The 22,604-nt window shown below is 72.4% G+C and carries 25 protein-coding genes and 1 riboswitch; of the genes, 11 read left to right on the plus strand and 14 right to left on the minus strand.

From position 1 onward, the window contains the following. Positions 1 to 18: 18 nt before the first annotated feature. From ACWCV3_RS20170 to rocD, 4 genes are all read left to right on the plus strand, one after another. On the plus strand, positions 19 to 204 hold the full coding sequence (locus tag ACWCV3_RS20170; RefSeq protein ID WP_030809057.1) for a hypothetical protein: 186 nt from the start codon (positions 19 to 21) through the stop codon (positions 202 to 204). Between the two features lie 13 nt (positions 205 to 217). After that, the gene (locus ACWCV3_RS20175; protein WP_451225724.1) at positions 218 to 703 is read left to right on the plus strand and encodes an Lrp/AsnC family transcriptional regulator; all 486 of its coding nucleotides are present in this window, start codon (positions 218 to 220) and stop codon (positions 701 to 703) included. A gap of 167 nt (positions 704 to 870) precedes the next feature. Beyond that, positions 871 to 1,680, plus strand: a complete 810-nt coding sequence (ddaH, locus tag ACWCV3_RS20180) for a dimethylargininase (RefSeq protein WP_451225727.1) — start codon at positions 871 to 873, stop codon at positions 1,678 to 1,680. Continuing rightward, positions 1,680 to 2,906 (plus strand): ornithine--oxo-acid transaminase, encoded by a 1,227-nt coding sequence (gene rocD, locus ACWCV3_RS20185; RefSeq protein WP_451225730.1) that lies wholly within the window; start codon positions 1,680 to 1,682, stop codon positions 2,904 to 2,906. Before ddaH ends, rocD begins: the two co-directional genes overlap by 1 nt. A gap of 46 nt (positions 2,907 to 2,952) precedes the next feature. Here rocD and ACWCV3_RS20190 read toward each other — a convergent pair whose 3' ends face one another. The 4 genes from ACWCV3_RS20190 to ACWCV3_RS20205 form a co-directional block, all read right to left on the minus strand. Next, positions 2,953 to 3,561: a DUF305 domain-containing protein gene (locus ACWCV3_RS20190; protein ID WP_451225733.1), complete on the minus strand. Its 609-nt coding sequence runs from the start codon at positions 3,559 to 3,561 to the stop codon at positions 2,953 to 2,955. Between the two features lie 77 nt (positions 3,562 to 3,638). Further along, positions 3,639 to 4,025: a DUF6153 family protein gene (locus ACWCV3_RS20195; RefSeq protein ID WP_451225736.1), complete on the minus strand. Its 387-nt coding sequence runs from the start codon at positions 4,023 to 4,025 to the stop codon at positions 3,639 to 3,641. A gap of 51 nt (positions 4,026 to 4,076) precedes the next feature. Beyond that, positions 4,077 to 5,759 carry a cytochrome d ubiquinol oxidase subunit II gene (locus tag ACWCV3_RS20200; protein ID WP_451225739.1) on the minus strand — a complete coding sequence of 561 codons (1,683 nt, stop codon included), beginning with the start codon at positions 5,757 to 5,759 and terminating at the stop codon, positions 4,077 to 4,079. Then, complete coding sequence (locus ACWCV3_RS20205) at positions 5,760 to 7,199, minus strand: cytochrome ubiquinol oxidase subunit I (protein ID WP_451225742.1); 1,440 nt, start codon at positions 7,197 to 7,199, stop codon at positions 5,760 to 5,762. Between the two features lie 211 nt (positions 7,200 to 7,410). On the opposite strand from ACWCV3_RS20205, the gene ACWCV3_RS20210 reads away from it, so the two are divergent. Next, positions 7,411 to 8,121, plus strand: a complete 711-nt coding sequence (locus tag ACWCV3_RS20210; protein WP_451225745.1) for a lysophospholipid acyltransferase family protein — start codon at positions 7,411 to 7,413, stop codon at positions 8,119 to 8,121. Between the two features lie 73 nt (positions 8,122 to 8,194). Here ACWCV3_RS20210 and ACWCV3_RS20215 read toward each other — a convergent pair whose 3' ends face one another. From ACWCV3_RS20215 to ACWCV3_RS20250, 8 genes are all read right to left on the minus strand, one after another. Then, positions 8,195 to 9,790: an alpha/beta hydrolase gene (locus ACWCV3_RS20215; RefSeq protein ID WP_451225748.1), complete on the minus strand. Its 1,596-nt coding sequence runs from the start codon at positions 9,788 to 9,790 to the stop codon at positions 8,195 to 8,197. 114 nt (positions 9,791 to 9,904) lie between these two features. Further along, positions 9,905 to 10,675, minus strand: coding sequence for an urease accessory protein UreD (locus ACWCV3_RS20220; RefSeq protein ID WP_451225751.1), 771 nt, complete (start codon positions 10,673 to 10,675; stop codon positions 9,905 to 9,907). Then, positions 10,672 to 11,349 carry an urease accessory protein UreG gene (gene ureG / locus ACWCV3_RS20225; RefSeq protein ID WP_451225753.1) on the minus strand — a complete coding sequence of 226 codons (678 nt, stop codon included), beginning with the start codon at positions 11,347 to 11,349 and terminating at the stop codon, positions 10,672 to 10,674. Before ureG ends, ACWCV3_RS20220 begins: the two co-directional genes overlap by 4 nt. Before the next feature lie 196 nt (positions 11,350 to 11,545). After that, a complete protein-coding gene (locus tag ACWCV3_RS20230; protein ID WP_451225756.1) occupies positions 11,546 to 12,220 on the minus strand; it encodes an urease accessory protein UreF in 675 nt (224 codons plus the stop codon). A gap of 7 nt (positions 12,221 to 12,227) precedes the next feature. Then, positions 12,228 to 13,949 carry an urease subunit alpha gene (locus ACWCV3_RS20235; protein ID WP_451225759.1) on the minus strand — a complete coding sequence of 574 codons (1,722 nt, stop codon included), beginning with the start codon at positions 13,947 to 13,949 and terminating at the stop codon, positions 12,228 to 12,230. After that, positions 13,942 to 14,253: an urease subunit beta gene (locus tag ACWCV3_RS20240; RefSeq protein WP_451225762.1), complete on the minus strand. Its 312-nt coding sequence runs from the start codon at positions 14,251 to 14,253 to the stop codon at positions 13,942 to 13,944. Before ACWCV3_RS20240 ends, ACWCV3_RS20235 begins: the two co-directional genes overlap by 8 nt. Before the next feature lie 11 nt (positions 14,254 to 14,264). Then, positions 14,265 to 14,567, minus strand: a complete 303-nt coding sequence (locus tag ACWCV3_RS20245) for an urease subunit gamma (RefSeq protein ID WP_451225796.1) — start codon at positions 14,565 to 14,567, stop codon at positions 14,265 to 14,267. A 157-nt stretch (positions 14,568 to 14,724) separates the two neighbouring features. Then, a complete protein-coding gene (locus tag ACWCV3_RS20250; RefSeq protein WP_451225764.1) occupies positions 14,725 to 15,012 on the minus strand; it encodes a type II toxin-antitoxin system Phd/YefM family antitoxin in 288 nt (95 codons plus the stop codon). Between the two features lie 86 nt (positions 15,013 to 15,098). Between ACWCV3_RS20250 and ACWCV3_RS20255 the strand changes: the two genes are divergently transcribed. The 3 genes from ACWCV3_RS20255 (at position 15,099) to ACWCV3_RS20265 (ending at position 17,073) form a co-directional block, all read left to right on the plus strand. Further along, the gene (locus ACWCV3_RS20255) at positions 15,099 to 15,725 is read left to right on the plus strand and encodes an ATP-dependent Clp protease proteolytic subunit (protein ID WP_451225767.1); all 627 of its coding nucleotides are present in this window, start codon (positions 15,099 to 15,101) and stop codon (positions 15,723 to 15,725) included. 7 nt (positions 15,726 to 15,732) lie between these two features. Further along, positions 15,733 to 16,041 (plus strand): hypothetical protein, encoded by a 309-nt coding sequence (locus ACWCV3_RS20260; RefSeq protein WP_451225770.1) that lies wholly within the window; start codon positions 15,733 to 15,735, stop codon positions 16,039 to 16,041. 372 nt (positions 16,042 to 16,413) lie between these two features. Beyond that, a riboswitch (cyclic di-AMP (ydaO/yuaA leader) is annotated at positions 16,414 to 16,596 on the plus strand. A gap of 3 nt (positions 16,597 to 16,599) precedes the next feature. Next, entirely contained in the window at positions 16,600 to 17,073 is a 474-nt protein-coding gene (locus ACWCV3_RS20265; protein WP_451225773.1) for a C40 family peptidase, read from the plus strand. A gap of 114 nt (positions 17,074 to 17,187) precedes the next feature. Here the strand turns inward: ACWCV3_RS20265 and ACWCV3_RS20270 are convergent, their stop codons facing one another. Together ACWCV3_RS20270 and ACWCV3_RS20275 are read right to left on the minus strand one after the other, a co-directional pair. Further along, entirely contained in the window at positions 17,188 to 17,658 is a 471-nt protein-coding gene (locus tag ACWCV3_RS20270; RefSeq protein WP_451225776.1) for an ATP-binding protein, read from the minus strand. Between the two features lie 222 nt (positions 17,659 to 17,880). Further along, positions 17,881 to 19,011 carry an 8-amino-7-oxononanoate synthase gene (locus ACWCV3_RS20275; RefSeq protein WP_451225779.1) on the minus strand — a complete coding sequence of 377 codons (1,131 nt, stop codon included), beginning with the start codon at positions 19,009 to 19,011 and terminating at the stop codon, positions 17,881 to 17,883. 162 nt (positions 19,012 to 19,173) lie between these two features. On the opposite strand from ACWCV3_RS20275, the gene bioB reads away from it, so the two are divergent. Genes bioB through bioD form a run of 3 tightly spaced genes read left to right on the plus strand, consistent with a single transcriptional unit; the run spans position 19,174 to position 22,394 of the window. After that, positions 19,174 to 20,385, plus strand: a complete 1,212-nt coding sequence (gene bioB / locus ACWCV3_RS20280) for a biotin synthase BioB (RefSeq protein WP_451225781.1) — start codon at positions 19,174 to 19,176, stop codon at positions 20,383 to 20,385. Next, positions 20,378 to 21,655: an adenosylmethionine--8-amino-7-oxononanoate transaminase gene (locus ACWCV3_RS20285; protein WP_451225784.1), complete on the plus strand. Its 1,278-nt coding sequence runs from the start codon at positions 20,378 to 20,380 to the stop codon at positions 21,653 to 21,655. Before bioB ends, ACWCV3_RS20285 begins: the two co-directional genes overlap by 8 nt. Position 21,656: 1 nt before the next feature. Further along, complete coding sequence (gene bioD / locus ACWCV3_RS20290; RefSeq protein ID WP_451225787.1) at positions 21,657 to 22,394, plus strand: dethiobiotin synthase; 738 nt, start codon at positions 21,657 to 21,659, stop codon at positions 22,392 to 22,394. Positions 22,395 to 22,604: the final 210 nt, after the last annotated feature.

Consider the following 22,604-nt stretch of genomic DNA (forward strand, 5'->3'; position numbering starts at 1 on the left):
CACGAGGAGGGTGCCGCGATGCCGGGTTCCATGCGAGGTTCCAGCAAGGCGGATGGTTCCACCAGGGCGATGGGGGCGCTGACCGTGGGCGGCCTGGTCGTCGTCACGGCGTACACGGTCGCGCTCGGTGGCAACGGCTGGCTGTGGTTCGGCTGGGTGGTGCTGGGGCTGCTGACAGTCGCGCTGGCGGTCACGCAGTCGTGATTACAGTGGCCGGGTGAACAGCAGGGCCGCGTCCTTCGACGACCTCGACCGTAAGATCATCACCGCGCTGATGGCGAACGCCCGCAGCAGCTTCGCCGAGATCGGCGCTGCCGTCGGGCTCTCGGCCACGGCGGTCAAGCGGCGCGTCGACCGGCTGCGGGAGACCGGAGTGATCACCGGGTTCACGGCGACCGTGCGGCCCTCCGCGCTCGGCTGGCGCACGGAGGCGTACGTCGAGGTCTACTGCGAGGGCGCCGCCCCGCCCCGGCGGCTCGCGGAGGTGGTCAGCAACCATCCGGAGATCACCGCCGCGATGACGGTGACCGGGGGTGCGGACGCCCTGCTGCACGTACGGGCGCGGGACGTGGAGCACTTCGAGGAGGTGCTGGAGCGCATCCGCGCCGAGCCGTTCATCCGGAAGACGATCAGCGTGATGGTGCTGTCCCATCTCCTCCCGGAGAGCCCGGAGGCGGGCGCGACGCAGCCCGCTCCCGAGTGACGGCCGGCCAAACCTGTCGAGCGCGCAGATCTCGTGCGTCCACGGCGGTGGATGCGCAGCGATCCTGCGCGATCACGCAGCTTTCGTCGCTTGTCGTGCCTGGACCGGAGTTCCTACCGTGGTGTCACCCTCGTGAGTAACACACTGGAGAGCGGAGGAAACCCTCTGTGGCCGACACCCGTGTGCAGCGCCCCAGGCGCTTCCTGGTCTGCGAACCCAGGCACTTCACCGTGCAGTACGCGATCAACCCCTGGATGCGTCCGGACACCCCCGTGGACATCGACCGCGCCCGGTCCCAGTGGCAGGCGCTGATCGACGCCTACCGCGCCCACGGGCACACGGTGGACGCCGTCGACCCGGTGCCGGGTCTGCCCGACATGGTCTTCGCGGCCAACGCCGCCTTCGTGGTCGGCGGCCGTGTCTTCGGCTCGCTGTTCCACGCCCCGGAGCGCCGCCCGGAGTCCCTCCACTACGACTCCTGGTTCAGGACGGCGGGGTACGACGTGTACCGCCCGCTGGCGGTGACCGAGGGCGAGGGCGACCTCGTGTGGACCGGCCGGTACGTGCTGGCCGGCACCGGGTTCCGCACCACCCGCGACGCCCACCGGGAGGCGCAGGAGTTCTTCGGCCATCCCGTGATCACGCTGACCCTGGTGGACCCGTACTTCTACCACCTGGACACGGCGCTGTTCGTGCTGGACGACGACAACATCGCCTACTACCCGGAAGCCTTCTCGGCGGGCAGCCGCGAGGTGCTCCAGCGGCTGTACCCGGACGCGGTGCTCGCCACCCGTGACGACGCCATGGCCTTCGGCCTGAACTCCGTCTCCGACGGCCGGCACGTCTTCATCGCCCCCCAGGCCGAGGTGCTCGCCGAGCGCCTGGCCACGCATGGCTACGACCCCGTGCCCGTCGATCTGTCGGAGCTGCACAAGGCAGGCGGCGGCATCAAGTGCTGCACTCAGGAGATCCGCTGATGACCGCACCCGCGCACGCGCGCACATCCGCCGGCCTGATCCGGGCGGAGGAGCCGGTGCTCGCGCACAACTACCACCCGCTGCCCGTCGTCGTCGCACGGGCCGAGGGCGCCTGGGTCGAGGACGTCGAGGGCCGCCGGTACCTCGACATGCTGGCCGGCTACTCGGCCCTCAACTTCGGCCACCGCCATCCGGCGCTCGTCCGGGCCGCGCACGACCAGCTCGACCGGCTGACCCTGACCTCCCGCGCCTTCCACAACGACCGGCTGGCGGAGTTCGCCGAGCGGCTCGCGGCGCTGACCGGTCTGGACATGGTGCTGCCCATGAACACCGGCGCGGAGGCGGTGGAGAGCGGCATCAAGGTGGCCCGCAAGTGGGCGTACGACGTCAAGGGCGTGCCCGACGGGCAGGCCACGATCGTGGTCGCGGCGGACAACTTCCACGGCCGTACGACGACCATCGTCGGCTTCTCCACGGACGAGTCGGCACGGGCGGGCTTCGGCCCCTTCACGCCCGGCTTCAGGATCGTGCCGTACAACGACCTGGCCGCGTTGGAGGAGGCGGTCGACGAGACCACGGCCGCGGTGCTGATCGAGCCGATCCAGGGCGAGGCCGGCGTGATCATCCCGGACGCGGGCTATCTGACCGGCGTCCGGGAGCTGACCCGGCGCAAGGGGTGTCTGTTCGTCGCGGACGAGATCCAGTCCGGGCTGGGCCGCACCGGGCGCACCCTGGCGGTGGAGCACGAGTCGGTCGTGCCGGACGTGCTGCTGCTGGGCAAGGCGCTGGGCGGCGGGATCGTGCCGGTGTCGGCGGTGGTGGCCCGGCGCGAGGTGATGGGCGTACTGGGTCCGGGCGAGCACGGCTCCACCTTCGGCGGCAACCCGCTGGCGGCCGCGGTCGGCACGGCGGTGGTCGGGCTGCTGGAGACGGGTGAGTTCCAGCGCCGGGCGGACGAGCTGGGTCCGGTCCTGCGGGAGGGGCTCGAATCGCTGCGCGGGCACGGCGTGACCGGCTTCCGGGCGCGGGGTCTGTGGGCCGGTGTGGACGTGGACCCGGCGCTGGGCACGGGCCGGGAGATCAGCGAGCGGCTGATGCGTGAGGGAATCCTGGTCAAGGACACCCACGGCTCCACGATCAGGCTCGCTCCCCCGCTGACGGTGACGGCGGACGAGCTGCGCTCCGCGCTGGGCACGCTGGAGAAGGTGCTGGGGCAGGCGGGCTGAGCAGGCGGGGGCGGGGCCGGTGAGCACACCGGCCCCGCCCGTTTCGTCACTTTCCGGCGAGCAGGCCCTTCATCTCCTTGATCTCGGCGCTCTGCGCGGCGATCACGTCGTCCGCCGTCCTCGTGGCCCGGCCGTCCCGGCCCTCGGCCTTCTCGGTGTGCGCCATCCGCACGGCGCCCTGGTGGTGGACGACCATCAGGGTCAGGAACCGCTTGTCGAAGTCGGCGCCGGTGCTGTTCTCCAGCGCGGTCATGTCGCCGGCGCTCATCATCCCGGACATGTCCGCCGTACCGCCGTGGCGCGAGTGGTCCATGCCGGCCATCGGGGGCTCCTCGCCCCAGGACCTCAGCCATCCGGTCATGGTGCGGATCTCGGGGTCCTGGGCCTTCTCGATCCGGGCGGCCAGCGCCTTCACCTCTGCGGAGGCGGCATGGCCGGGGGCGAGCCGGGCCATCTCCACGGCCTGCTGGTGGTGCGGGATCATGCCCTGGGCGAAGGCGACGTCCTGGGCGTTGTGGGCACCGGTCGTGGCCGGTGCCGCCGGGGCGCCGTGGGGTCCGCCCTGCTTCTCCCCGCCGCACGCGGCGAGGAGGACGACGGCGGAGACGGTGGCGGCCCCGAGCGCGGCACGGCGGATCGTGTGGGAGGTGGTCATGCTGGAACTCCTGGGAACGAAGGGGAATGTGGGCACATCTGGAGCGGCCGCGACAAGGGCGCGCGGTCGGGGTGCCTCTAGATCCGCAGGAGCTGGAGTTCGGCCAGGGAGGGCGGTGCGCGGGCGCCGTCCGGGGCGGTGGCGGCGTAACCGCGGGGGTCGCCGCACGGTTCGGGTTCGCGCACCGGGCCGGCGAGGGGATTCGGCAGCCGTGGCCCGTCGCTGACGGCTCCGGAGGAGCAGGCCGGGTCGGCGTGGTGGAGCTGGTGGCCGCCGCAGTGGCCGTCGGGGCAGTCACCGGGTGCGTCGACGACGGAGCCCGCGTGGGTGTGCGCCGGGCGCCCCGTGCCGCCGATCGGCGCCAGGGCGTGCATGCCGAGCAGCCCGATCAGCACCGCGAGCACGAGCGGCCCGGGCGAGCGCCGCCGGGGCGGTCGCGAGGGGCGGTGCGCGGTGCCGGGCATGCCGGTCATCCTACGAGCGCCTCCCGCGCCCGCCGCGGCGCGACTCGCCCTTCAGCTCCTGGCGGGCCCGCGGTGCCGGGGTTCGTGGTTGCGCGCGACGATCGAGGCGTTCAGGCAGGTGGCGTACACGCACCAGACGGCGTACGGCAGCAGGGTGGCGGCGGCCTTGCGGTCCGTGCGGGCGACGCGGGTGAGGAGGCGGATGTTGCTCGCGTCCAGCAGCAGGGTGCCCGCGAGGCCGGCGAGGGGACTGCGGAGCCGGAAGAAGAGGTTGCTCCACCCGGCGTTCAGGGCCAGGTTGGCGGCGAACTCACCGGCCAGCGCCTTTCGCTGGGGACCGCGAGCCGCGTTCAGGGCCCGGCCGCCCGCCACGGCGATGGAGGCGTACAGCGGGGTCCAGACCGCCCCGAACGCCCAGGGCGGCGGCTGCCAGTCGGGGGTGTTCAGCTGGCTGTACCAGCGGTCGTCCGGCCGGGTGGCCCGCGCGCCCGCGACCGCGGTCGCCGTGACGGCTCCGGCGCACAGGGCGTAGGGCAGCCAGCGGTGGCGGGTACGGCCCTGGACGGCGGTGGGGTCGAGCGGCACGGCGGTACGGTCGGCCTCGGTTCCGTCCCGGGCCCCCTTGGCCGAACCCGCCGCGTCACCCCGGTCGGCCCTGCTCTCGGTGTTGCTCTCACCCTCGGTCATGCCCTCCCCGTTACCCCGGTCCCCCGCAGTCACGCCGCCCCGAAAGGGCCGGTCGCCCACGCCCACGTCGCCCCGGCTGCTGAGCCGGAACAGCAGCACCAGGGAGGGCACGATCAGCAGCCCGGCGACGACGGCGACTCCGACGACGACGGCCAGGGTGGCGTTCGGCGCCGCGGCCTCGGTGATGGACAGGTGGGTGCCCAGGAGGTACGGCGTCTGGGCCACGCCCCAGCCGACGATGACGAGCGCGACCGCGCCCGCCGCCGCCACCCGGGTCCCGATGGTCCGTCTGGCCCACAGCAGCGCCAGCCCGACCAGTCCGCCGACGGCCGCGAGGACCACCAGGGGCAGCGCCGGGCCGCTCAGGCGGTCGAAGAGGCGGGGTGAGTCGGCCCGGAGGACGAAGATGCCGGCGATGCTGACCGCGCCGGTGACCGCGCCGGCGGCCATCGCCCGGTCGCGGTAGTAACGGTAGAGCTTCCGGTCGTCGCGGTGCAGCGCCTCCACGGTCAGATAGGTGGCCGCGAGGTAGGAGCAGGCCAGGACGGCGAGGACGCCGCCGAGGACGCTGGAGGGGTTGACCCAGCTCGACACCGCGTCGCCGTCGCCCGCCGTGGGCACGCGGCCCGAGGCCAGGCCGCCCGCGATGGCGCCGAAGCAGTAGGGCGTCAGAACCGAGGACAGCGCGAAGGCGGCGCCGTACAGGCGCTGCTCCTCGGTGCGGACGGTGGCCTTGCGGAAGGCGAATCCGGCGCCGCGCAGCACGATGCCGAACAGGGCGAGGACCAGTGGGATGTAGAGGGTGGTCGTGATGGCGGCGAAGGCGGAGGGGAAGCTGGTCCACAGCACGACGAGGCAGTAGATGAGCCAGGTGTGGTTGGCCTCCCAGACGGGGGCGAGGGAGACGTCGATCAGGTGGCGTGCCTCGCGGCCGCGTCTGGCGCCGCCCGCGATCAGGTCCCAGAAGCCCGCACCGAAGTCCGCACCGCCGAGCACCGCGTAGGCGACGACGCCGATGAAGAGGAATGCCGCGGCCAGACCGGCCATCTACCGCACCTTTCCCTCGGAACGCTCCGGCCGGGACCCGGAGGTGGAGTCGGGACCGTAGGGCACCTGGACGTTCTCGTCGCCCTGTTTCTGCCAGCGTCGCTTCATCGACAGCAGGACCCAGATGGCACCGGTGCCGACCGCCGCGTAGAGCACCAGGATCCCGGCGAAGGTGGGCCAGAGGTTGCCCTGGGTGGTCACCGCGTCCCTGGTGCGCAGGAGCCCGACGACGATCCACGGCTGCCGCCCGACCTCGGTGACCACCCAGCCGCTCTCCAGGCTGAGGATCGAGACGACGCCGCACAGCGAGGCGGCGCCCAGGAACCAGCGGTTGGTCTGGAGGGTGTTCCGGCGCTTCCACCACAGCCACACGAACCAGGCGGCGACGGCCAGCATCAGCATGGAGGTGCCGACCATGATGTCGAACGCCCAGTGCACGATGTTGACCTGTGCGGTGGTGGGTCTGATGTCGGCTGGGACGGCGTCGAGCCCCTGGATACGGGTCGAGGGTCTGAATCCGGCCAGGATGGAGGCCACCGAGGGCAACGGGATGCCGTAGCGCACCTCGCCGTCGACGAGTACGCCGCCCAGGTTCTCCGGGACGTGGGTGCCGGTGGTGGGCAGCAGCTCGATGGCGGCGAACTTGGCGGGCTCGCTGTCGAAGACCTGGCGGGCGATGGTGTCCCCGACGAGGATCTGCACCGGCAGGGCGACGGCTGCGGTGACGAAGCTGATCAGGAAGCCGAGCTTCTGGTAGTGGCCACGCCGGCCCCGGATCATGCCGACCGCGTAGACGCTGGCCACCACGAACCCGGCCACGATGTAGGCGGCGAGCAGCATGTGCCAGAACTGGAGCCAGAAGGCGTTGTTGAAGAAGACCTCTCCCGGCCGGACGCCGACGACCTTGCCGTCGCGCATGGTGATGCCGCCGGGCTGGTTCATCCAGCTGTTGGCGGCGATGACGGCGCCCGCTCCCCCGATGCTGGCCAGCGCCACCGGCACACCCGACCAGAAGTGCGCCCAGGGGCGCATCCGGTCCCAGCCGTAGATGTAGATGGCCACGAAGATGGCCTCGAGGAAGAAGAACAGGCCCTCGATGGCGAAGGGGAAGCCGAACGCGGCGCCGTAGGTCCCCATCAGACCCGGCCACAGCAGGCCCAGTTCGAAGGACAGGACCGTTCCGGTGATGGCGCCGACCGCGAAGAGCACGGCGGCCACCTTCGACCAGCGCCGGGCGAGCATCAGCGCGGCCTCGTCGCCCCTGCGCAGCCCTCGGTGGTTGGCGACGAGCATCAGGGAGGTCAGCGCCACGCCGAAGGGCACCAGGATGATGTGGAAGCCCAGGGTGAAGGCCATCTGTTCTCTGGCGGGCAGGAGCTGGTCCGGCTCCGCCGCGGCGGCCAGGAGCATGGGATACCTGGCCAGGTCGACCGTCAGCATGGACGGGCCCTCCTCTTCGCAGGTTCAGCCGCCCTCGGACTGGTTTGCCACTATTTCGCCCGATGTGACGGCCGCGGATGCAGCGCGTTCCCGCCGGTGGAAAGAGCCGCCGGACAGGGCCGCTTCCGCGAATTCGCCGCCCGGCGGGCATGAGCCGGGTGTCCGGCGGTAACAGGTGTCTGCACAGTCCGCTGCTAGCGAGGGGGAGCCGTTGTTCTACCACTTGCTGAAGTACGTGCTGCTGGGCCCGGTGCTCAGACTGGTCTTCCGCCCCCGCATCGAGGGCCTGGACCATGTGCCGGAGTCGGGCGCGGCGATCATCGCCGGTAATCACCTCTCATTCTCCGACCACTTCCTGATGCCCGCCATCCTGAAGCGGCGGATCACCTTCCTCGCCAAGGCGGAGTACTTCACCGGGCCGGGGCTCAAGGGCAGGCTGACGGCGTTCTTCTTCCGCAGCGCGGGCCAGATCCCGGTGGACCGCTCGGGCAAGGAGGCAGGGCAGGCGGCCGTCCGCGAGGGTCTGAGGGTGCTGGACCGGGGCGAGCTGCTGGGGATCTACCCCGAGGGCACGCGCTCGCACGACGGTCGGCTGTACAAGGGGAAGGTCGGGGTCGCGGTGATGGCGCTGAAGGCCGGGGTGCCGGTCGTGCCCTGCGCCATGATCGGCACCTTCGAGGCCCAGCCGCCCGGCCGCAGGATCCCGAGGCTGCGCCCGATCACGATCCGCTTCGGTGAGCCGCTGGAGTTCTCCCGCTACGCGGGGATGGAGGACGAGAAGGCGGTCCTGCGGGCCGTCACCGACGAGATCATGTACGCCGTGCTGGCTCTGTCGGGCCAGGAGTACGTGGACCGCTACGCCGCCGAGGTGAAGGCGGAGGCGGAGGAGGCCAGGACCCGCCGGTTCGTCCGGCGGCACTGACGCGGACACGCGGGAAGGGGCGGCCGGAGATCTCCGGCCGCCCCTTCCTTGTCGTGCCTCCTGCTCCGGGCCGTTACGGCCTGGGCGTGGCGTGCGGTGCGCAGGTGACGTCGGAGCCGTCCAGCTCGCCGGTGAGCAGGTAGGCGTCGACCCGCTCGTTGACGCACGGGTTGACCAGGCCGGTCACGCCGTGGGAGCCGGCGCCCTCCTCGGTGATCAGACGCGAGCCCTTGAACCGCTGGTGCAGCGAGACGGCGCCCTCGTAGGGGGTGGCCGCGTCGCGGGTGGACTGCACGATCAGCACGGGCGGCAGGCCCTTGTGGGTGCCGACCTCGACCGGGTTCTGCTGCTTGGCGGGCCAGGTGGCACACGGCAGGTTCATCCAGGCGTTCGCCCATGTCATGAACGGGTAGTCCTTGTTGAGCCGGGTGTTGTCCCGGTCCCACTTCTGCCAGCTCGTGGGCCACTTGGCGTCGGCGCACTCGACGGCGGTGTAGACCGCGTTGCTGTTCTCCGAGGAGATGTTGCCCGCCGTGTCCGACAGGTCGGGCGCGGCGGCGTCGACGAGGGCCTGGGTGTCACCGGCGACGTACTTGCTGAACACCGTGGCGACCGGCACCCACGAGGAGTCGTAGTACGGGGCGCTCTGGAAGAAGGAGATCAGCTCGGCCGGGCCGACCACTCCGCCGAGCGGGCTCTTCGCGGCGGTGGCGCGCAGCTTGAGCCACTGCTCCTGCACGGCGGCACGGGTGGTGCCGAGGTGGAAGGCGGCGTCGTTGGCGGCGACCCAGTACTGCCAGTCCTTCCAGCGGCGCTCGAAGGCGATGTCCTGGTTCAGGTTGGCCTCGTACCAGATGTTCTCGCGCGCCGGGTCGACGACGCTGTCCACGATCATCCGGCGGATGTGGCCCGGGAAGAGCGTGCCGTAGACGGCGCCGAGGTAGGTGCCGTATGAGACGCCCAGGTAGTTGAGCTTCTTCTCGCCGAGCGCGGCCCGGATGACGTCCAGGTCGCGGGCGGTGTTCGGCGTGGTCATGTGCGGCAGCATGGCGCCGCTGCGCTCGGCGCAGCCCTCGGCGTACTCGCGGGCGAGCTTGCGCTGGGCTCGCTTGTCGGCCTCGTCGCGGGGTACCGGGTCGGCCTTGGGCGCCTTGACGAACTCCTGCGGGTCGATGCAGGAGATGGGGGCGGAGTGGCCGACGCCGCGCGGGTCGAAGCCCACGAAGTCGTACGCCTTGGCGGTGTTGGTCCACAGCGCGCTCTTGGTGGTGACCCGGCGCGGGAAGCGCAGGCCGGAGCCACCGGGGCCGCCGGGGTTGTAGATGAGGGCGCCCTGGCGCTCCTGCTTGGTGCCGGTGTTGCCGATCCGGTCGACGGCGAGCTTGATCTTCTTGCCGTTCGGCTTGGCGTAGTCCAGCGGCACGGAGACCCAGCCGCACTGGATGGGCTTCTCGATCCCCCAGTCGGCGGGGCAGTCTTGCCAGTCGATGCCGGCCTTGGCGGCGCGGGCGGCGGCCATGGCGGCACCCAGGGCCTCGCGGTCCTGGCCGTGACGGCTGTCGGCGCTGGCCGCGGGCGCGGACACCGCGCCGGCTATCAGCGTGGCGGTGACGAGCGCGCCGGCCGAACCCAGTGCCAGCAGACGGCTCTTCGGCTTGTTCTCCCTCAAGGGGTCCCCTCCCCGTGACTTCACTATGAGTTGTCAGGCGGGGAATCCTCTCGGCTGTGAGCCGTCCGGGAACAGGGGTGGTCGACCTTCTTTACCAATCCGATAAACGGATGGTCAGTTCCGACCGGCGGTCAGGAGTGCCAACGCCTCGTCCAGACGGCGCCGCAGGACGAGCGCGTCGGGCGCCACCGCACTGACGAGGACCCCCGGCCCGGCGAGCGGCATCAGGGCGGTACCCTCCCCCAGCATCCGGGCCTCGGCCGGGTGGGCCGACAGCTCGGATGCGACGAGCACCAGTTGCCCGACCGCCCGCTGCCCTCCGAGCACGGCCGGACCGTCCCAGCCGCCCGGCGCTCCGGGGCCGCACGCCAGCTCCTGGCCGAGCAGGGTGGCACCCGCGAAGCGGACCGTGATCCTGCTGGTGAGCCGCCCCGGCTCCTCGCCGGCCCGCCCGAGCACCTGCTCCTCACGCAGCAGCAGCCGGCCTCCCGGCGCCACGTCGGCACGGGTGGTGACGTGCAGGTCGCTGCCCCGGGCCGAGATGAGCTGCTCGGGCAGCCAGTGCAGCTCACCCCCGGCGGCCACGTCGAGCCGTACCTCGTAGCGTGCCTCGCCCTTGGCCTGGCCGGGCAGTGCGAGGGTGGCCGCGGCCGAGCCGAGGTGCAGCCGGGCACGCTCCCCCACCCGGGCCTCGACGGAGAAGCGGTCGCCGCCGAGCGGGCCGCTCATCGCGCCGACCAGCAGCACGCGGGCCTCGGTGCCGTGGGCGCGGGTGCGGCGCGGGGCCAGCGGGCCGTCACCCTCCAGCACCGGGAGCGCGGTGCCGCCACGGCCGTCCGCCCGGGCCTCGATCCGGGCGCGGGCGCGGACGCCGGTCGCGCTCACGCCGTCCACGCGGCGAGTCGCCCGCGCACCCAGGCCGCCACCTCGCCGACCCCGTTCTCGACGCGCAGCGTCTGGAGGACGACGGGGAGCCCGGCCCGCTGCGCCTCGGCGTCGGCGGCCATCCGGGCGAGGTCGGAGCCGACGTAGGGGGCGAGGTCGGTCTTGTTGACCACCAGCAGGTCGGCCGTGGTGACGCCGGGTCCGCCCTTGCGGGGGATGTCGTCGCCGCCGGCCACGTCGATCACGAAGATCTGGGCGTCCACCAGGCCCCTGGAGAACGTCGCGGTGAGGTTGTCGCCACCGGACTCCACGAGGATCAGGTCGAGCGGCCCGACGGCGTCCTCCAGGTCCTCCACGGCTTCGAGGTTGGCGGAGATGTCGTCACGGATCGCGGTGTGCGGGCAGGCACCGGTCTCCACGGCCGTGATCCGCTCAGGTGGCAGCACGGCTTCGCGCAGCAGGAACTCGGCGTCCTCACGGGTGTAGATGTCGTTGGTGACGACGGCGAGGGAGAGTTCGTCGCGCAGCGCCCGGCACAGCGCGGCGACGGTCGCGGTCTTTCCCGAGCCGACCGGACCGCCGAGCCCGATGCGCAGGGCCCGCCGGTCGCCGTCGGGGCGGTGCGCGTCGGCGCTCACGGCCTCCGGGCCGGTGTGGGTGTGGTCGAGATGCATGGGAAGCTCCAAGTGCGGGTCTTAAGGGGTCTCTAGTGCTGTGACCGGAAAGGTCTGCCGCAAAGCTCGCGGCGTCCGGTGCGGTGCATCGCGAGGCGGAGGATCGTCCGCGTACGGGATGTACGCGGGCGATGCGACAACGCGGCGAGGTGCCGTGCCGGACGCCGCGAGCCGGTGAACCTTGCCGGTCACAGCACTAGGAGGCGAAGAGGCGCACCGGCCAGGCAGCGTGCGCCTGTGCGCCGATCTCCAGCAGGGGTGCGGACGCGGCGGGCAGCGCGTCCGCGCCCTCGGTCAGCGCACGCCGGGCGGCTTCCACGGCACGGTCCGCCACCCGGTCCAGCTCGGGTGCCAGCCGGGCGAGGACGCCGGTGGCGTCGAACGGGTCGAGGCTGAGCAGCCGTACGGTGGCGGTCGCGGGGGCGCTCACGCTCTCGTACAGCGCGCAGTACGCGGCGTCCAGGGGTTCGAGGCCGGCCGCGCGGGCGGTGAGGCCCAGCACGACGGGCTGGTGGGCGCCCTTGGGGAACTCCCTTGTCAGTGACTCCAGTTCGGGCGACGGCCAGGCGGCGCGGGCAGCCCGTACCAGCTGCCGGCCCAGCCGCCGGGCTGCGGTGCGCAGGGCGGGGGACGGGGTGCGGGCGTCGGCGGCCGCATCCAGCTCCCGCGCGGGGATGCCCAGTACGGCCGCGGCCGCGAGGGAGGCGGCGACCAGGCCGCTGGTGTGCAGGCGGCCCCGGCAGAAGTGCTCCAGGGTCGCGGCGTCGGTGACGCGGCCCGCCTTGACGGCGGCCTCCGCCCCGCCGGAGTGGGCGTGCCCTCCGGCGGGGAGGCGGCCGTCGGCCAGGACGAGCAGGGCGGCTCTTGACATCAGCGGCTCAGAAGAGGAAGTAGCGCTGGGCCATGGGCAGTTCCGCCGCCGGTACCGCCTCGACCAGACTGCCGTCGATGCGCACGGCGAAGCTGTCCGGGTCGATCCGTACGTCCGGCATGGCGTCGTTCTCCCGCAGATCGGCCTTGGTGACCGCGCGGGTGGACTGGATCGCGACGAACTTCTTGCCCAGACCCAGCCGTTCGGGCAGACCGTCCTCGATCGCCAACGGGGAGACGAAGTTGTACGAGTTGGCGGCCGGCGCCCGGCCGATCGCGCCGAACATCGGGCGGGGCAGGACAGGTTGCGGAGTGGGGATGGAGGCGTTGGCGTCGCCCATCTGCGCGTAGGCGATCTGGCCGCCCTTGAGCACGAGCAGCGGCTTCACGCCGAAGAACGCGGGCTCCCAGAGCACCAGGTCGGCCAGCTTGCCGGTCTCCACCGAGCCGATCTCGGCGGCGAGGCCCTGGGCGATCGCGGGGTTGATCGTGTACTTGGCGACATAGCGACGTACCCGGTGGTTGTCGGCGCGCCCGTCTCCCGGGAGGGCGCCGCGACGGCCCTTCATCACGTGGGCGGTCTGCCAGGTGCGCAGGACGACCTCGCCGACGCGGCCCATGGCCTGGGAGTCGGAGGAGATGATCGAGATCGCGCCGAGGTCGTGGAGGATGTCCTCAGCGCCGATGGTGGACGGCCGGATGCGCGACTCCGCGAAGGCGAGGTCCTCGGGGACGGCCGGGTTCAGGTGGTGGCAGACCATCAGCATGTCGAGGTGTTCCTCGGCGGTGTTGACGGTGAACGGCCGGGTCGGATTGGTCGAGCTGGGCAGCACGTTGGGCTGCGAGACGACCGTCATGATGTCAGGCGCGTGCCCGCCCCCGGCACCCTCGGTGTGGTACGAGTGGATGCCCCGCCCGGCGATGGCGGCCAGGGTGTCGCCGACGAAACCGGCCTCGTTGAGCGTGTCGGTGTGGATGGCGACCTGGATGCCGGTGCGGTCGGCGACGGTCAGGGCCGCGTCGATGACGGCCGGCGTGGATCCCCAGTCCTCGTGCAGCTTCAGCCCGACGGCGCCGCCCCTGATCTGGGACAGCATCGCGTCCTCGGAGACGGTGTTGCCCTTGCCGAGGAAACCGACGTTGACCGGGTACGCCTCCATGGCCTCCAGCATCCGGGCGAGATGCCAGGGACCCGGCGTGACGGTGGTGGCCTTGGAGCCCTCGGCCGGGCCGGTGCCGCCGCCGACCAGGGTGGTGACCCCCGAGGACAGCGCCTCCTCGGCGATCTGCGGGCAGATGAAGTGCACATGGGCGTCGACCGCCCCCGCCGTGAGGATGCGGCCGTTGCCCGCGATGACCTCGGTCTCGGGGCCGATGACGAGGTCGGGGTGGACGCCGTCCATGGTGTCGGGGTTGCCTGCCTTGCCGATACCGGTGATCCGGCCGTCGCGGATGCCGACGTCGGCCTTGATCACGCCCCAGTGGTCCACGACGACCGCACCGGTGATCACGGTGTCCGGGGTGCCCTCGGCGCGGGTGGCGCGGGACTGGCCCATGGACTCGCGGATGACCTTGCCGCCGCCGAACACCGCCTCGTCACCGCAGACGCCGGGGCCGCCGGAGCGGTCCTCCTCGATCTCGACAAGCAGGTCGGTGTCGGCGAGCCGGATGCGGTCGCCGGTGGTGGGCCCGAACAGGTCCGCGTAGGCGGCGCGGGAGATCTCAGGCATCGAGCGCGCCTCCGGTCTCGCCGCGCAGTCCGGGCACGATCCGGGCGCCGCCGAGGGGGACGAGTTCGACCTCGACGGGGATGCCGGGCTCGAAACGGACGGCCGTACCGGCGGCGATGTTCAGCCGCCTGCCGTGCGCGGCGGTCCGGTCGAATTCCAGGCCGGGGTTGGCCTCGGCGAAGTGGTAGTGCGAGCCGACCTGGACAGGCCGGTCGGCGGCGTTGAGGACGGTGAGCCGGACGGACGCACGCCCCTGGTTGCAGACGACCGGGCCGTCCGCGAACAGCACCTCTCCGGGAATCATCGCGGTCCCCCTCACACGATCGGGTCGTGGACGGTGACCAGCTTGGTGCCGTCCGGGAAGGTGGCCTCCACCTGGACGTCGTGGATCATCTCGGGGATGCCCTCCATCACGTCGTCGCGGGTGAGCACCTCGCGGCCGGAGGACATCAGCTCGGCCACGGTCCGGCCGTCGCGTGCACCCTCCAGGACGTGCGACGTGATGAGCGCGACCGCCTCCGGGTGGTTGAGCTTCACACCGCGGGCCCGGCGCCGCTCGGCCACGTCGGCCGCCACATGGATCAGCAGTCGCTCTTGCTCGTGCGGGGTCAGTTGCACGTCCCACCTCACAGTCCTCGCTCCGGACCGCGCGGGGCCCGGTTGCCGCAGCCACGGCCCGGGGCCGGCTCGTGAAGTGAAACCCCTGGTGGCGTGGGAACGAAGGCTAGTGCGCCGGCGTTTCGGAGACGTTAACCGGCGGGCTCGCGGCGCGCCTTCAGCTCGTGCCGGGCCTGCGGTGCTCGGCGGCGATGCCGAAGCGCTGGCGCTCCTGCGGGGAGGCGGAGACCTCGCGGACGCCGGAGACGGAGCTGATCACCTGCTCGTCCCGCTCAGCCTCCTGCGCGTCCAGCGCTTCGAGCCGCTCCAGGTCGGCGGCCGAGACCAGCGCGACGAGTGCTCTGCCGTGCCGGGTCACCACAACGCGCTCACCGCCGTAGACCACCCGGTTGATCAGGTCGGCGAGCTCAGCCCTGGCTTGCGTCACCGGAATCTCGTAGGCCATGACCCCATTCTAACGTCACGTACGTCCTGTACATTTTTTACAGAAGCGGGGCCGTCGGTGGTCCCGCCGCTCAGGAGGGGTGTGCCATGACCCGATCGAACGCCCGACATGTCCTGCCCGAGTTCACCGAACGCGCCGGCGGCGTCCACCGCACGCTCGACCCGTACGCCAAGCTGTTCGAGCACCGGATCGTGCTGCTGGGCGCGCCCCTTGACGACACGTCGGCCACGGATGTGATCGCCCAGCTCATGCAGCTCGAACACGCCGCCCCGGACCGGGACATCACGCTGTACCTGAACTGCCCGGGAGGTGACTTCCACGCCATGACGGCGGTGTACGACACCATGCGCTACGTCGGGTGCGACGTGGCGACGTACTGCCTGGGCCAGGCCGTCACGGTGGCCGCCGTGCTGCTCGCCGCCGGGGCGCCCGGCAAGCGGTTCGCCCTGCCCGGCTCGCGGGTGGTGCTGCGCCAGCCAGAGCTGGCCGAGCCGGTGCGGGGGCAGCCCAGCGACCTGGCGATCAAGGCGGCAGAACTGGTCCGGGCGCGTGAGCTGATGGAGGAGCTGCTCGTCCGGCACACCGGCCGGGACGCCGCCACCGTCCATGCAGGGCTCGAGCGGGAGCGGGTGCTGGACGCCGCCGGCGCCCTGGAGTACGGCCTGGTCGACGGGATCGTGGGCGCCCGCAAGAACGTCCCCGGGGCGCGGTGAGCCGCCCGTGCTGCCGGAGGAGCTGCCACCACTGCCCGCGCTGACCCGGGCCGAGGGCGAGCTGATCGACCGTTACCTGGAGGCCGCCGACCTGCTGGGCCGGATCAACCCGGCACGGCACGGGGACACCTACCGGGCGCTGAGGGCGGCGCAGGCGCTGGTGCGCACGACGACCGCGCTCCGCGACGCCCTCGCGGTGATGCACGCACGCGGCGAACCGGAGCTGTACGGGGGCACGCTGGCCCGCGCTCTGCGGGTGCTGGACGGTGAACGCCGCACCGCGCGCGTCGCGCTCCCGTCCGATGCCGTGGGCTGAACTGGACACCGCCGTCGGCCGGACGGGGCCCGGCGTGCCGTCCGCCGCGCCGAAACGGGCCGAACGTGCTACCGCCGACCGGTGTATCTCCGGACCCGTTTCCGGGCCCGCCGAGTTGCGCGCGACGCGCCCGGCGGGCCTCCGTACGGCGATCGAAGCCCAGGTCCGAAGCTGTGCAGGGGAGTTGACGGCAACTCGGACACACCCCTGTCCACCCGAACGGGCGAGTGGTGAGTAACACCACAAACCCTCGGTTCCATTGGGATTTTCGGACAGGAGTGGGCCAAGATCCCTGACTGACGACAAGACCCCGCCACAACGGCGGGGCGCATCCGGGCGGACGCCGAGTCCTGCCGCCACCCGGATGACCGGTCGACAGAAGTGCATCGGCAGGAGTGGAGGACCCGAGCAAGCCGGGTCGCCGGGGCGGATGTCCGCGAGACGCGGACGATCGTGCCGAGCAACCCTTGGGGTGAAGCCGTGGTGACACGGCCGGGCAACTTCGCCAGCCCGAATCCGACAGGTCATCCTTCACAGGCGGCTGACGAAGGGTTGCGCATGACTGCGCTCAATCGTGTCCCGTCGCTGATGGCCCGGGCCGGCACCGCCTCGGCCCTCACCCTCGCCGCCGTGGGCGGCTCCATCATGGTCCCGGGGCTCGCCACCGACGCCTCCGCCGCGACCACCGCGTCGAAGGCACTGAAGGTCGCGGCGTCCAAGAAGGGCGCCCCCTACCGCTACGGAGCCACCGGGCCGGGCCGGTTCGACTGCTCGGGCCTGACGCTGTACTCGTTCAAGAAGGCGGGCAAGAAGCTGCCGCGCACGGCCGCGCAGCAGTACAACAAGACCCACCACATCTCCTCGCATCACCGCAAGGCCGGTGACCTGGTGTTCTTCCACTCCGGTTCCAGCGTCTACCACGTCGGCATCTACGCCGGTAAGGGCAGGATCTGGCACGCGCCGAAGAGCGGGGACGTGGTGCGGCTCCAGAAGATCTGGACCAAGAGCGTCTGGTACGGCCGGGTCAACTAGGTTCTCTCGTCTGGATCATGCCGGCCGCCGTGAGCCCGGCGTGACCCTGACGACAGGCCCCGGCGGCGGGGAACGGTCACGGCTGCGTCCGCGCCTCCGGGGCCGTTCCCGGGCTCAGCGGGCCGGAGAGGGCTCCGGGCGGGCAGCGGCGGGACTCGACCGGCTCGGCACGCACCAGGGCAGCTCGACGAAGACCGTCTTGCCGCCCTCGCGGGTCGGGCGGACCCGCAGCTTGCCGCCGCACTGGACGGTGAGGCACCGGATGATGGCCATGCCCCGCCCGTTGTCCTGGGCGACGGCGGCCGGCAGTCTCTTCGGCATCCTCGGATGGCTGTCCGTCACTCCGATGAGCAGCACCTCGTCCCGGGCCAGTACGACGTCCACGGTGAAGGTGGGCGACTGGCCCAGGGTGTGCTGGACGGCATTGGTGGCCAGTTCGGAGACGATGAGGCGGACGGTGTCGGTGACCTCGTCGTCCGCGGGGAGCCCCCAGCTCGCCAGGGTGCCCACCACGTAGGACCTGGCCGTGCGGACCGAGGCGGGATCGCTCGGCAGAGTGACGGATGCTTCCAGATGGTCTGCCATGGCGAAGTCGTCCCTTTCCCACGGGCGGCCGCCGTCCTCCCGCGGGCCGCGCGAGGACGCGGGGCGGAGGCTTCGGGCACGGTCCCGCTCTGGTGCCTGCCCGTCAGCCTGCCATCACGGGAGCGGTCCGGTGAACCAACCCCCCAGATACGCGGACATCTGTCGCTCAACGGGGTGAACTCTGCGACGCGAGACCGTATTTGACGGGGTTTTTCCCGCCCCTCAGCAGGGCCGAACGGCGGTGATGACCCTGACGGCCCGTTCGATGTCCGCCTCCGACAGGTCCGCGCGGGCGGTCAGCCGCAGCCGCGAGACACCGTCCGGGACGGAGGGCGGCCGGAAGCAGCCCACCGACAGCCCCTCGGCACGGCAGTCGGCGGCCCAGCGCACGGCGGCGTCGGGGGACGGCGCCCGTACGGAGACCACGGCCGCGTCCGGGCGTACCGCCGCGAGGCCCTCGGCGGTCAGCCGGGCGTGCAGTTCGGCGGCGACCTCGCGGACGCGCGCCGGGCGCTTAGGCTCGCGCCGGAGCAGGCGCAGCGCGGCGAGCGCGGCTCCCGCGGCCGCGGGGGCGAGGCCGGTGTCGAAGATGAACGTGCGCGCGGTGTTGACCAGGTGGCCGATCACCCGCGCAGGGCCGAGCACCACCCCGCCCTGGCTGCCCAGGGACTTGGACAGCGTGGCCGTGGCCACCACGTCGGCCGCGCCCGCGAGCCCCGCCGCGTGGACCGGACCCCGGCCGCCGTCCCCCAGGACGCCGAGGCCGTGGGCGTCGTCCACCACCAGTCCGCCGCCGTGTTCCCGGCAGGCGTCGGCCAGCAGGCCGAGGGGGGCCGCGTCGCCGTCGACCGAGAACACCGTGTCGGAGACGACGACGGCCTGCCCCTGATGGGCCGCCAGGGCCTTGGCCACCGCCTCCGGATCGGCGTGCCCGACCACCTGGGTGGTACCGCGCGCCAGGCGGCAGCCGTCGATAAGGGAGGCGTGGTTGCCCGCGTCGGAGACGATCAGCGAGCCGTGCGGGGCGAGCGCGGTGACGGCGGCGAGGTTCGCCGCGTAGCCGGAGGACAGCACCAGGGCCGCCTCGAAGCCGCAGAACGCGGCGAGTTCGGCCTCCAGGCGGGCGTGCAGTTCGGTGGTGCCGGTGACCAGCCGGGAGCCGGTTGCTCCGCCGCCCCAGGTCCGGGCCGCCCCGGCCGCACCCCCGACGACCTCGGGGTGGCGGGCCAGGCCCAGGTAGTCGTTGCTCGCCAGGTCCAGCAGGGGCGAGTCGGCTGGGCGGGGACGCAGGGTCCGCAGGAGTCCGGCGCGGCGGCGCGCCTCGGCCTGCTCGTCGATCCAGCCGAACGCCATGGCTCCTCCGTCGTTGCTCTGGTGGACGCTTTTGTAGACAACAGACAGACACTAGCGGCGCGGAGAGCCGCCCATGATGTGGCCATACCCACATGGTGAACCGCGGTCGTTGTGCGAAGTCTCCTTGGCCCCGAGCGGTCGGGTAGGACAGGATCAGGCCTCATGGACCTGCTGAACACGCTGGTGGACAAGGGACTGCGGCGCGAGACGCCGACCCGCGAGGAAGCGCTCGCGGTGCTCGCCACCTCCGACGACGACCTGCTCGATGTGGTGGCCGCGGCCGGCAAGGTGCGGCGGCACTGGTTCGGCCGCAGGGTGAAACTCAACTACCTGGTCAATCTCAAGTCGGGCCTGTGCCCGGAGGACTGCTCCTACTGCTCGCAGCGGCTGGGCTCCACGGCGGGCATCCTCAAGTACACCTGGCTGGGGCCGGACCAGGCGTCCGAGGCGGCGGCTGCCGGGCTCGCCGGGGGCGCCAAGCGGGTGTGCCTGGTGGCGTCCGGGCGCGGACCCACCGACCGGGACGTGGACCGGGTCTCCGACACCATCAAGGCCATCAAGGAACGGCACGAGGACGTCGAGGTGTGCGCCTGCCTGGGCCTGCTCTCCGACGGCCAGGCGGAACGGCTGCGGGCGGCGGGCGCCGACGCCTACAACCACAACCTCAACACCTCCGAGGCGACCTACGGCGACATCACCACCACCCACACGTACGCCGACCGGGTGGACACGGTGCACAAGGCGCACGCGGCCGGCCTGTCCGCCTGCTCGGGGCTGATCGCGGGCATGGGTGAGCGCGACGAGGACCTGGTGGACGTGGTGTTCGCGCTGCGCGAGCTGGACCCGGACTCCGTTCCGGTGAACTTCCTGATCCCCTTCGAGGGCACCCCGCTGGCCAAGGAGTGGAACCTCACCCCCCAGCGGTGTCTGCGCATCCTGGCGATGGTCCGCTTCGTCTGCCCGGACGTGGAGGTGCGGATCGCGGGCGGCCGGGAGGTGCACCTGCGCTCGCTCCAGCCGCTCGCGCTGCACCTGGCCAACTCGATCTTCCTCGGGGACTACCTGACCAGCGAGGGCCAGGCGGGCAAGACCGACCTGGAGATGATCGCGGACGCCGGCTTCGAGGTCGAGGGCGCGGACGAGGTGACGCTGCCCGCGCACCGGGCGGCGGGCGGGGGTGGCTGCGGGTCACACGCGGGGGCGGGCGGCTGCGGTCCGGACGCGGAGCCGGCCGGGTGCGGATCGCACGCCGGGGGTGGTGTCTGCGGTACGGCCCCGGCCGTCGCCGAGGCGCCCGCCTCCGCCGAGCCGCGTACGGATCTGGTCGCCGTGCGCCGCCGGGGTGCCGGGACGGACCTCGCGCCCAATGCCTGACCCGGGCACGGCCGAGCTGCTGGAACTGGACCGGCGGCACGTGTGGCATCCGTACGGTCCGATGCCGGGCCGGAGCGAACCGCTCGTCGTGGAGTCGGCGAGCGGGGTCCGGCTCCGGCTGGCGGACGGCGCGGAGCTGGTCGACGGGATGTCGTCCTGGTGGTCGGCGATCCACGGGTACCGGCACCCGGTGCTGGACGAGGCGGCGCGCGAGCAGTTGGGGCGGATGAGCCATGTGATGTTCGGCGGGCTCACCCACGAGCCCGCCGTACGGCTGGCGAAGCTCCTTGCCGACATCTCGCCCGAGGGTCTGGAGCACGTCTTCCTCGCGGACTCCGGTTCGGTGTCCGTCGAGGTGGCCGTCAAGATGTGCCTCCAGTACTGGCGTTCGCTCGGCCGCCCGGGCAAGCGGCGCCTGCTGACCTGGCGTGGCGGCTACCACGGCGACACCTGGCACCCCATGTCGGTGTGCGACCCGGAGGGCGGCATGCACGGACTGTGGTCCGGCGCGCTGCCCCGGCAGGTCTTCGCGGACGCGCCGCCCGCCGGTTACGAGGAGGCGTACGCGGAGCATCTGCGGTCCATGGTCGAGCGGCACGCGGACGAGCTGGCCGCGGTGATCGTGGAGCCGGTGGTGCAGGGCGCGGGCGGGATGCGGTTCCACTCCCCCGCGTATCTGCGGGTGCTGCGCGAGGCGTGCGACGCGCACGACGTGCTGCTGGTGTTCGACGAGATCGCCACCGGCTTCGGGCGTACGGGCGAGCTGTTCGCGGCGGAGCACGCGGCGGTCTCGCCCGACGTGATGTGCGTGGGCAAGGCACTGACCGGCGGATATCTGACGCTGGCGGCGACCCTGTGCACCGCGCGGGTGGCCGACGGCATCTCGCGCGGCGAGGTGCCGGTGCTCGCGCACGGGCCGACCTTCATGGGCAATCCGCTGGCCGCGAACGTGGCGTGCGCCTCCCTCGGGCTGCTGCTCGGGCAGGACTGGCGGGGCGAGGTCAGGCGGATCGAGGCCGGTCTGCGGGAGGGGCTCGCCGAGGCCTCGGAGCTGCCCGGTGTCCGGGACGTGCGCGTGCTGGGTGCCATCGGGGTGGTCCAGCTCGATCACGAGGTGGACATGGCGGCCGCGACGCGGGCCGCCGTGCGGGAGGGCGTGTGGCTGCGCCCCTTCCGCGATCTGGTCTACACGATGCCGCCGTACGTCGCTAACGACGCGGACGTGGCACGGATCGCGCGCGCGGTGTGCGCCGCGGCGCGGGAGGGATGACATGCCGGTACTGGTGATCACGGGCACGGGCACGGAGATCGGGAAGACGATGGTGACGGCCGCCGTGGCGGCCTCCGCCCTGGCGGCCGGCCGCTCGGTGGCCGTCCTGAAGCCCGCGCAGACGGGCGTGCGTCCCGACGAGCGCGGTGACGCCGACGAGGTGGCCCGCCTCGCGGGCCCGGTCACGGCCCGCGAACTGGCGCGCTATCCGGACCCGTTGGCTCCCGCCACGGCCGCCCGCCGTTCCGGCATCCCCCCGGTACACCCGCAGGACGTGGCCGAGGCCGCCGCCGAGCTCGCCACCGATCACGACCTCGTCCTGGTCGAGGGCGCGGGCGGCCTCCTGGTCCGCTTCGACCCCGCGGGCGGCACCCTCGCCGATGCCGCGAGCCTCCTGAACGCCCCCGTACTCCTGGTGGCCCCGGCGGGCCTGGGCACCCTGAACGCGGCGGAACTGACGGCCCGCGAACTGAAGCGCCGCGAGCTGGAGTTGACCGGCGTGGTCATCGGCTCCTGGCCCGCCTCCCCCGACCTCGCCACCCGCTGCAACGTCACCGACCTCCCGGAGGTCGCCGGAGCCCCCCTCCTCGGCGCTCTCCCCCAGGGCACGGGGACCCTTCCCCCGGCGGACTTCCGCCACCAGGCCCCGGCCTGGCTGTCCCCCCGCCTGTGGGGGACGTGGGAGGCGGACGGGTTCCGGGAACGGGAGGGGGCGAGGGCGGCGGCGGGGGTGGGGTAGGAGCGTACGGATTCCTCCCGTCCTGCATCCGCCGCTCCACCGATTGCCGAACACCGTTTCAGGTGTGGTCCGGGTCACACTAGTGCTGTGACCGGAAAGGTTCGCCGGAAAGCTGGCGGCGTCCGGTGCGGTGCATCGCAAGGCGGAGCATCGCCCGCGTACTGGATGTACTCGGGCGACGCGACAACGCGGCGAGGTGCCGTGCCGGAC

It is taken from the genome of Streptomyces sp. NPDC001781, from assembly GCF_053596035.1.

What these genes read in the sequence shown, in the direction of transcription:
- ACWCV3_RS20265 (WP_451225773.1), top strand. Translation starts at nt 16,600, where the DNA reads ATGACTGCGCTCAATCGTGTCCCGTCGCTGATGGCCCGGGCCGGCACC.
- ACWCV3_RS20195 (WP_451225736.1), bottom strand. Translation starts at nt 4,025, where the DNA reads ATGCCCGGCACCGCGCACCGCCCCTCGCGACCGCCCCGGCGGCGCTCG.
- ACWCV3_RS20235 (WP_451225759.1), bottom strand. Translation starts at nt 13,949, where the DNA reads ATGCCTGAGATCTCCCGCGCCGCCTACGCGGACCTGTTCGGGCCCACC.
- ACWCV3_RS20275 (WP_451225779.1), bottom strand. Translation starts at nt 19,011, where the DNA reads ATGGCGTTCGGCTGGATCGACGAGCAGGCCGAGGCGCGCCGCCGCGCC.
- ureG (WP_451225753.1), bottom strand. Translation starts at nt 11,349, where the DNA reads ATGCATCTCGACCACACCCACACCGGCCCGGAGGCCGTGAGCGCCGAC.
- ACWCV3_RS20270 (WP_451225776.1), bottom strand. Translation starts at nt 17,658, where the DNA reads ATGGCAGACCATCTGGAAGCATCCGTCACTCTGCCGAGCGATCCCGCC.
- ACWCV3_RS20230 (WP_451225756.1), bottom strand. Translation starts at nt 12,220, where the DNA reads ATGTCAAGAGCCGCCCTGCTCGTCCTGGCCGACGGCCGCCTCCCCGCC.
- ACWCV3_RS20240 (WP_451225762.1), bottom strand. Translation starts at nt 14,253, where the DNA reads ATGATTCCCGGAGAGGTGCTGTTCGCGGACGGCCCGGTCGTCTGCAAC.
- ACWCV3_RS20190 (WP_451225733.1), bottom strand. Translation starts at nt 3,561, where the DNA reads ATGACCACCTCCCACACGATCCGCCGTGCCGCGCTCGGGGCCGCCACC.
- ACWCV3_RS20200 (WP_451225739.1), bottom strand. Translation starts at nt 5,759, where the DNA reads ATGGCCGGTCTGGCCGCGGCATTCCTCTTCATCGGCGTCGTCGCCTAC.
- ACWCV3_RS20285 (WP_451225784.1), top strand. Translation starts at nt 20,378, where the DNA reads ATGCCTGACCCGGGCACGGCCGAGCTGCTGGAACTGGACCGGCGGCAC.
- rocD (WP_451225730.1), top strand. Translation starts at nt 1,680, where the DNA reads ATGACCGCACCCGCGCACGCGCGCACATCCGCCGGCCTGATCCGGGCG.
- bioB (WP_451225781.1), top strand. Translation starts at nt 19,174, where the DNA reads ATGGACCTGCTGAACACGCTGGTGGACAAGGGACTGCGGCGCGAGACG.
- ACWCV3_RS20170 (WP_030809057.1), top strand. Translation starts at nt 19, where the DNA reads ATGCCGGGTTCCATGCGAGGTTCCAGCAAGGCGGATGGTTCCACCAGG.
- bioD (WP_451225787.1), top strand. Translation starts at nt 21,657, where the DNA reads ATGCCGGTACTGGTGATCACGGGCACGGGCACGGAGATCGGGAAGACG.
- ACWCV3_RS20255 (WP_451225767.1), top strand. Translation starts at nt 15,099, where the DNA reads ATGACCCGATCGAACGCCCGACATGTCCTGCCCGAGTTCACCGAACGC.
- ACWCV3_RS20250 (WP_451225764.1), bottom strand. Translation starts at nt 15,012, where the DNA reads ATGGCCTACGAGATTCCGGTGACGCAAGCCAGGGCTGAGCTCGCCGAC.
- ACWCV3_RS20205 (WP_451225742.1), bottom strand. Translation starts at nt 7,199, where the DNA reads ATGCTGACGGTCGACCTGGCCAGGTATCCCATGCTCCTGGCCGCCGCG.